Annotated in this window: 6 protein-coding genes; 3 read left to right on the top strand and 3 right to left on the bottom strand. The window is 65.9% G+C overall.

What is annotated here, in order from left to right:
• From mutS to ABF821_RS18495, 3 genes are all read right to left on the bottom strand, one after another.
• Window positions 1–2,500 (bottom strand): DNA mismatch repair protein MutS (mutS, locus tag ABF821_RS18505; RefSeq protein ID WP_415531142.1); only part of this gene is annotated, 2,500 nt, incomplete at its 3' end.
• 88 nt (window positions 2,501–2,588) lie between these two features.
• On the bottom strand, window positions 2,589–4,157 hold the full coding sequence (murJ, locus tag ABF821_RS18500; protein ID WP_415531141.1) for a murein biosynthesis integral membrane protein MurJ: 1,569 nt from the start codon (window positions 4,155–4,157) through the stop codon (window positions 2,589–2,591).
• Window positions 4,158–4,265: 108 nt separating this feature from the next.
• A complete protein-coding gene (locus ABF821_RS18495; RefSeq protein ID WP_182975568.1) occupies window positions 4,266–4,751 on the bottom strand; it encodes a glutathione peroxidase in 486 nt (161 codons plus the stop codon).
• Window positions 4,752–4,920: 169 nt separating this feature from the next.
• Between ABF821_RS18495 and ABF821_RS18490 the strand changes: the two genes are divergently transcribed.
• From ABF821_RS18490 to ABF821_RS18480, 3 genes are all read left to right on the top strand, one after another.
• Window positions 4,921–6,162, top strand: a complete 1,242-nt coding sequence (locus ABF821_RS18490) for a NupC/NupG family nucleoside CNT transporter (RefSeq protein ID WP_183009739.1) — start codon at window positions 4,921–4,923, stop codon at window positions 6,160–6,162.
• Between the two features lie 67 nt (window positions 6,163–6,229).
• Window positions 6,230–6,622 (top strand): hypothetical protein, encoded by a 393-nt coding sequence (locus tag ABF821_RS18485; protein WP_415531140.1) that lies wholly within the window; start codon window positions 6,230–6,232, stop codon window positions 6,620–6,622.
• Window positions 6,623–7,224: 602 nt separating this feature from the next.
• The gene (locus ABF821_RS18480) at window positions 7,225–8,262 is read left to right on the top strand and encodes a hypothetical protein (protein WP_415531139.1); all 1,038 of its coding nucleotides are present in this window, start codon (window positions 7,225–7,227) and stop codon (window positions 8,260–8,262) included.
• Window positions 8,263–8,294: the final 32 nt, after the last annotated feature.

The raw sequence follows: 8,294 nt of genomic DNA, 5'->3' as shown, positions 1-8,294 counted from the left end.
GTTCCGGCGTGGTCGGGGCGTCGGGGGACGCAAAGAGCGGCAGGGGGCGGGCGCCGACCGCGCGTTCCTTTTCCAGACCGGTCAAAAGCCTTGCCGCGCGGCGGACCACGGGCTCCGGCACGCCTGCCAGCCGGGCCACATGCACGCCCCAGCTTCGGCGGGCCGACCCCGGAACGACCTCGTGCTGGAACACCACCTGGCCCTTCCATTCGCGCACGCTCATGGTGTGGGGGGAGAGGCGGGGGAGGCTTTCGGCCAGTTCGGCCAGCTCGTGGAAATGCGTTGCGAAAATCGAACGGCACCGCAACGTGGAATGCATGGCTTCCAGCACCGCCCAGGCGATGGCCAGACCGTCCAGCGTGGAGGTGCCACGGCCGATTTCGTCGACCACCACCAGCGAGCGCGGGCCGGCCAGATTGAGGATCGCCGCCGTCTCGGTCATTTCGACCATGAAGGTCGAGCGGCCGCGCGCCAGATCGTCCGACGCGCCGACGCGGGAGAACAGGCGGTCGACGATGCCGATCCGCGCGGCCTTGGCCGGGACCGGCAACCCGGCCTGCGCCAGGATCACGGCCAGGGCGTTCTGGCGCAGGAAGGTCGATTTGCCGGCCATGTTCGGCCCGGTGAGCAGCATGACGCGCTGGGCGGGGTCGAGCACGCAGTCGTTGGGCGTGAATCGCTCGCTGCGGGGCAATGCGGCCTCGACCACCGGGTGGCGGCAGGCGGTGAGGGTGAAGGCGGCGTCGTCGGTGACTTCGGGGCGGCACCACAGGCCGCCGGCCGCGAGGTCGGCGCAGGATTGCAGCACGTCGAGCACCGCCAGCGCGTGGGCGATGGCGGGGACCGCCGGTTCGGCCAGGATGTCGCGCACCAGGGCGGTGAAGATGCCGCGTTCGCGGGTGCTCGCGCGGTCGCCGGCCTCGGCGATGCGGCGGTCGAGGCTGATCAGTTCGTCGGTCGAGAAGCGGGCGGCGCTGGCGGTGCCCTGGCGCAGGATCAGGTCCGTGCGGTCGCGCACGCGGGCGGCGGCGGCGCTGGGGAGTTCGATGACGTAGCCAAGCTGCGCGTGGTGGCGGATCTTGAGGCTGGCGATGCCGAATTGCTGCGCGTAGTCGTTCTGCAAACCCGCGATGATGCGGCGGCTGTCGTCGCGCAGGCCGCGTTCGGCGTCCAGTTCCGGGTCGAAGCCGGGGGCGATGACGCCGCCATCCTCGACCCGTGCGGGCAGGGATTCGGCCAGGGCGCGTTTGAGCAGGTCTTCCAGCGCGGTGGCGCCGCCCAGGTGGCCCATGGCCTCGGCGATAAGGGCAGGTGGGGCCGCGCGGCCGTCGGCCAGGGCCGCCGCGATCTGCCGGGCGATGGAGAGGCCGTCGCGCACGGCGGCCGCGTCGCGCGGCAGGCCCCTTCCCAGGGAGAGGCGGGCCAGGGCGCGGGCGATGTCGGGCGTGCCGCGCAGGCCCTGGCGCAGGGCGGTGCGCACGCCGCCTTCCTCGATCAGCCATGACCATCCGTCCTGGCGGGCGGCGATCGGCGCGCATCGGGTGAGGGGGGCGGCGATCCATTCCGCCAGCAGGCGGCTGCCCGGCGCGGTGACGGTGCGGCTGACGCTGGCCAGCAGCGTGTGTTCGGTGGTGCCGTCGCGGGTGCGCAGCAGGTCCAGGCTGGTGCGGGTGGCGGGGTCCAGCCCCAGGATGCCGCCATTTTCATGGGCGTGGGGGTGGGCCAGGCGCGGCATCTGGCCGGCCTGGCTGCGGCGGACGTAGTCGAGCGCCATTGCGGCGGCGACGGCTTCTTCATCCGAGAACGTGCCGAAGGCGTCGAGGCTGGCGACCTCGAACGTCTCGGCCACGCGGCGGCGGGCGGTGGCGGCGGCCGGGGGGGTGGCCTCCGGCGCGCGTCTTGCGTCGAAATCGCCCAGTTCGATGCCGGCGGCGGCGAGGATCTCGGCCGGGTCGAGCCGGCCCAGCAGGTCCATCAGCCCGTCGGGGGGGAGGGACGCGGTTTCGAACGCGCCGGTCGAGATGTCGATCCATGCGACGCCCCAGCCCCGGCTGGCCGGGGCGCGGCCGGCACCGGCTGCCACCGCCAGCAGCAGGTTCTGCCGGCCGGCTTCCAGAAGCTCGTCCTCGGTCAGGGTGCCGGGGGTGACCAGGCGCACCACGGCGCGGGCCAGCGGGCCCTTGGCGACGCCCTTGCCGGGCTTGCGCGGCGGTTCGGTCTGCTCGGCCACCGCGACGCGGAAGCCACGGCGGATCAGCCGGGCCAGGTAGGCCGAGGCCGCCGCCACCGGCACGCCGCACATCGGGATCGGCATGTCGCCATGCGTGCCGCGCGTGGTCAGCGAGATGTCCAGCGCGCCCGATGCCGCTTCGGCGTCGGAGAAGAACATTTCGTAGAAATCGCCCATGCGGAAGAACAGCAGGGCTTCGGGATGTTCGGCTTTCAGGGAAAACCATTGCGCCATGGCGGGGGTGGCGCCGTCCGGGGAAGGGAGCGTCATGCGGGCCTGTGTACAGGGCCGGTGGCCGATGTGCCAGCCGGGAAATGCGGGACGAACGGCCGTGAGGGGCGGTGCTCGCGGAGCGGTTTCATGCCGTGCGGCCGCGCCGCCGGGCGAGGCGGCCGCGCAGCATGGCGATTGCGGCGCGCAGTTCCATCACGCCCAGGACCTGCAACCCGATGCCGTAGGCCAGCATGCCGGCCGCGACCAGGACCATCAGCGCCACGATCCGCAAGGGGCCGTGATGGACGGCCAGGGGGCCGAGGGCCGTCAGGTTCAGCATCAGCAGCATGGCCGCCATGCCGAGTGCCGCGAGCAGCATCCGGACGACGCGTGAGATCGTGGCCGGGAAGATGCGCAGCAGCGCGCGGCGGCGCAGCAGGAAGCCGAGAATCCCGACATTGACGATGGCGGCCAGGCTGCTGGCCAGCGGCGGGCCGGCATGGAGCAGCGGGTGCATGAGCAGCAGGTTGAGGGTGAAGTTCAGGGTGAGGGTGAACAGGCCGATGCGCACCGGGGTGGCGGTGTCGCCCCTGGCGAAGAAGCCGGGGGCCAGCACCTTGATCAGCACGAAGGCGGGCAGGCCGATGGCGAAGGCGCGCAGGGATTGTGCCGACAGCATGGCGTCGCGCTCGGTGAAGGCGCCGTGCTGGAACAGGGTGGCGATGATGGGGTGGGCCAGCACGATCATGCCCAGCGCGGCGGGCAGGGTGAGGACCATGGCGTAGTCGATCGCGCGGTTCTGTGCGCTGTGCGCGCCGTCATGGTCCTGGGCCGCGACGTGGCGGCTGAGGACCGGCAGCAGGGTGGTGCCGGCCGCCGCCCCCAGCACGCCCAGCGGCAACTGGTTGATGCGGTCGGCGAAATAGATGAACGAGACGCTGCCGGCCGGGAGGAACGAGGCGATCATGGTATCGACCAGCAGATTGATCTGGCTGATGCCGCTGCCCAGGCAGCCGATGGCCATGCGCCGGAGCAGGAGGTGGATGCGCGCCGTGAGGCGGGGGGGCAGCAGCATGAGGCGGAAGCCGGCGCGGTGGACCGCCAGCAGCAGCAGGCCGAGCTGGACGACGCCCGACAGGGTGACGCCCCAGGCGGCGGCGCGCCCGACATCGCCGGTGAGCGAGGGCAGCAGGAGGATGGCCGCGATGCCCACGACGTTGAACGAGACATAGGCCGCCGCCGCGACGCCGAAGCGGTGCAGGCCGTTGAGCACGCCCGACACCAGGGCCGCCGCGCAGATCAGCACCAGGTATGGGAAGGTGATGCGGCTGAGCGTGACCGCGATATGGTAGCGCTCGCCATCCATGGGGAAGCCGGCGGCGATGACGCGGACGACCTGCGGCATGAAGAGTTCGCCCAGCACCGCGATGAGCAGCAGCCAGGTCAGCAGCACGCTGAGGGTCTCGCTGGCGAAGCGGCGGGCCTTTTCGGTGCCGTCGGTGGTGAGCATGGCGGAGAAGATCGGCACGAAGGCCGTGTTCAGCGCGCCTTCGCCGAAAAGCTGGCGGAACATGTTCGGCAGGCGGAAGGCGATCTGGTAGGCATCCTGGACCGGGCCGGCCCCCAGGAAGGCCGCCAGCAACTGGTCACGCACCAGGCCCAGCACGCGGCTGAGCATCGTCCAGCCGCCGACGGTGAGAAAACCCTTGAGCAAACGGGACCTCCTGCCTTGGCCGCGCGCAGGATGGGCGGGCGCCTCCCGCGCGCATACTGCACGACCAAGCGGTTTCGGCCCAGCGTGATTCGTGTGACGGGAAGGGGGTTAGTGATCGAGAATCGCGCGTTCGATGGCCAGGCGCATGCGCCGCGAGTCGGGCGAGGTGAGGCTGACGAACCAGTTGGCCAGCGTGCCGTCGCGGCCGATCAGGTATTTGTAGAAATTCCAGCGCGGGCGGGCCAGCACGCCGCCTTCCTGCCCCAGCCAGCGGAACAGGGGAATCGTCTCCGGGCCACGGACATGGCTGCGCGTGGTCATGGGAAAGGTCACGCTGTAATTGCGGGCGCAGAAGGTGGCGATCTGTTCGGGGGAGCCGGGCTCCTGATTGCCGAAATCGTTGGACGGCACGCCGATGACCGTCAGGCCGCTGCCGCGATAGAACGACCACAGGGCCTGCAACCCCTCGAACTGGGGCGTGAAGCCGCATTGCGAGGCCGTATTCACGATCAGCACCGGTTTGCCGCGCAGGGCGCCGAGGTCGATCGTGCCGCCTTCCAGGGCCGGGAGGGTAAAGTCGTACGCGGTCGTCATGGAGCCGATTCGATCTGTTGTCGCCTGTAAGGGAATGGAAGCCTAGAGCAGTTTCCGTTGCCGCACGAGTGGGCAGGGGCGGCGGCATCCGCCACTCTGGACAGCATATCGCGCAGGGCACAATGTCGTTACGGTGCAAGTCATTGCGGTTTTGAATTGGTAGGGTGGAATGGCGGTCCTGCATGGAATTCTGGGGCTGGCCTGCCTGATCGCGCTGGCGGTGGCGTGTTCGGCGGATCGGCGGGGCATCCGTCCCCGGATCGTCCTCGCCGCCGTGGCGATGCAGGTGGCGCTGGGCGGGCTGATCCTGTTCGTGCCGCCGGGGCGGGCGGCGCTGCATGTGATTTCGGGCGCCGTCGATACCGTGCTGGGCTATGGCGCGCAGGGCAGCGCCTTTCTGTTCGGCCCGCTGGTCGGGCCGCGCATGGATACGCTGTTTCCCGGCGGCGGGTTTATCTTCGCGCTGCGGATATTGCCGCAGATCGCCTATATCTCGGCGCTGATCGCGATCCTGTATTATTACCGCATCATGCAGCGGTTGGCGCGGCTGCTGGGTGGGGTGCTGCGGCGGGTGCTGGGTACGTCGATGATCGAATCCTTCTCCGCCGTCACGACGATCTTTCTCGGCCAGAGCGAGATGCCGGTGGCGCTGCGGCCCTATGTGCCGCTGCTGACGCGCGAGGAACTGTTCGCCGTCATGTGCAGCGGGACGGCCTCGGTCGCGGGCTCGGTGCTGGTGGGGTATGCGGGGCTGGGCGTGCCCATGGATTACCTGCTGGCGGCGTCGGTGATGGCGATTCCGGGTGGGCTGCTGTTCGCCAAGATATTGATGCCGTCGCGCACGCCGACGCGGGTTTCGGGCCTCGATCTGGAGTTCGGCCATGAGCATCCGGTCAATGTCTTCGAGGCCATCGCCATCGGCACCGCCAGCGGTGTCGGCGTGGCGGTGGCGGTGGGGGGGATGCTGATTGCCTTTATCGGGCTGATCGCGCTGGCCAATGGGCTGATCCATGGGCTGGGCGGCTGGTTCGGCGTGGGCAATCTGTCGCTGGAGACGATTTTCGGCGTGATCTTTGCCCCTCTGGCGTGGCTGATCGGGGTGCCGTGGCAGGAGAGCGGGGTGGTGGGCGCGATCATGGGGCAGAAGCTCGTGTTCAATGAATTCGTGGCCTATGTCGCGCTGGGGCCGCATTTTCATGATGCGACGCTGGATCCGCGCGCGCTGGCGATTGCCTCGTTCGCGCTGTGCGGGTTTGCCAACCTGTCGTCGGTGGGCATCCTGATTGCCGGGTTCGGCAGCGTTGCCCCCGAGCGGCGGGGGGAGGTGGCCAGCATGGGGGTGCGGGCGGTGTTTGCCGGGTCGCTGTCGAATTTCGCCAGCGCCACGATTGCCGGCATGTTCGTCGGTTGAGGATCGTGATGTGCTTCGCGGCGGGAGACTGCCAGGTGTCTGGCTGCAGCACGCGATGGTGTGGGGGGTGAAAGTGGAAACGCAGGGCGCTGAAAGAATGAGAGCGGCATTGTGCGTTGTTGTGGCGCTTATCTATCTTCTCTTGGCGCTTGCTGCCCTGATGTTCGACCTGGGACGCATCAGCCTGGAGTCGTTTCATTCTCTATTGTCGTGGTCTCCGATCCTCGCTCTTCTGGCGGCGGCTGTTTCTCATCGTTACGGTTATGCGATGCGGATGAAGCGTGGAGCCGCTTCATGGATAAAATGTACGGTATTGATATCTCTTTTTATTGTTTTTGTTGGCATAATGATGAAGATTTTTGATCGAAATTTGGTATTTTCCGTATTTATTGCAATTGTCGGCTGTGGCGGGTTTGTCATATTTGTGCGGCGGGCGCTGCCTCACGTTCGGCAGTGCTGAGGTGGCAGGCGGAGAGGCTGGATAATTCTTGCTGATCTGAGCCCTGTTCGTTACGGATCGCCATTCTTTAAAGTTGTTACTTGATGATAATTTTCAGGGGTGATTCCTGTGTTCGTTCGCAGTGCCTTCAGCCCTGAAAATGGCGATGATTCCGTGTGTCGGGCGTGCGGTCATGCCGGGCATGCGCCGGTCAGAGCCGAGCGGATACATATCTGGTGCGGGTCCGTGCCGGGTATGATGCTGGCGTGCGGCGTCGCCGCCTTTGCATCAACTGCTTCCGCATCGGCAACCGGCATTTCCGACTGCGCTTGCCGCCCGGCATGACGGGCGGCGTGGTCGCGTTGAAGCTTCGGTGGTTCAAACGCACCGTTCCGGCGCGTCGTCGAACGCGGCAGACATGGCTGCTCCCGCTGGACAGATGACGGGCATCGCAGGCAGTAGCCGGTCCCTGTCCTCGCCATCCTCTCGCCCGGTCATGGCCGTCATGGAACTCATGTCCGTTGGAGACGGAGAGGAAGTCTCCGATTCGGGGGGAGGTGACGGCGACGGCGAAGGCATTACTGTTGTAGGCACTCACCCATCATTCGGGTCCGGCGGCGGCGGTGGCTATTCGCCGCCCGCAAGGGGGCCGTCTGATATGCCGCCTTCATCTGGTGGGGGGGGCGATACACATCACCGTTCATGGCCACGCCGTCACGGTCATCAATGGTGTGGCCTATCTGACGAGTGCTTCCGGAAAGGGGATTGCGACTTATCAGTCGTCATCGGGCGCGTATGTTCCGATCAAGCTGTCGGATATCGACCGGGACTTCGCGGATGACACTCAGAACCTGCTTGGCCATTCGGCGGGCGAGAGCGATCATCATGTCGCCTACCAGCAATTTTCCGAAGGGCAGTCGCCCGATCAGGTACGGAGTGCTGTGGCGCATTCTTCTGGGGCGCAGGCGGCCCTTCAAGACCTGTATCACGACGTTCTGGGGCGGGATATCGACGCGGGCGGCCTGACGACTTACGAGACGGTCAAGAATTATACGTCTGATCAGCTTCAGGCGGCGGCGAATGGCTTTCAGGAGACATTTTCGTCGGCTGGAAATGGTCTTGATAGTCTGATGCCCAAGACACAGGATCAGTGGCTCGGCCTTGCTGCGACGGTGGCTGTGATGGGGACCCCACCAGGTGAGGCCGTTGCCGCCGCAGACCTCCTTGCCGTGGGCGGGGAGGAATTACTGGCGACGGCTTTGGATGTGGAAACTCATTCGGTTGTTGAATCGCTTGCGGCGACAACAACAGGCAACGCTGTCTCTGTGGCTTCGCAAAACGCGTTAGAAGAACTTTCTCAATTCACTCCACGTCAGGCTGGGTCTAATTTAGATATAGGTGGTGGTATTACGGTAACCCAAGTTCCGGGCGATCTTAACAAGGCAGGGGCCCTTGTTTTTGATTCCAAGGGAGGAAATTTTAATTCTGTGGTAGAATATTTCAAAAATCTTACTGGATGCACTGGAAATTTTAGACAGAAACTCTTAAATTATCAAAATATACCAAACTGTGAAAGTATATATAAGGTATATATGAATGAAGGTTATTTTGAATTAAAGGATATTACCAATTCTCTTGGTGTCCGTCCAAGAACATCTTGAATCATTGGAATCGTTTGTGATTCTCTATCAGC

It is taken from the genome of Gluconacetobacter sp. (assembly GCF_047721585.1).
In the GTDB taxonomy this organism is placed as follows: domain Bacteria; phylum Pseudomonadota; class Alphaproteobacteria; order Acetobacterales; family Acetobacteraceae; genus Gluconacetobacter; species Gluconacetobacter dulcium.
This window is presented reverse-complemented; position numbering and strand designations above follow the sequence as displayed.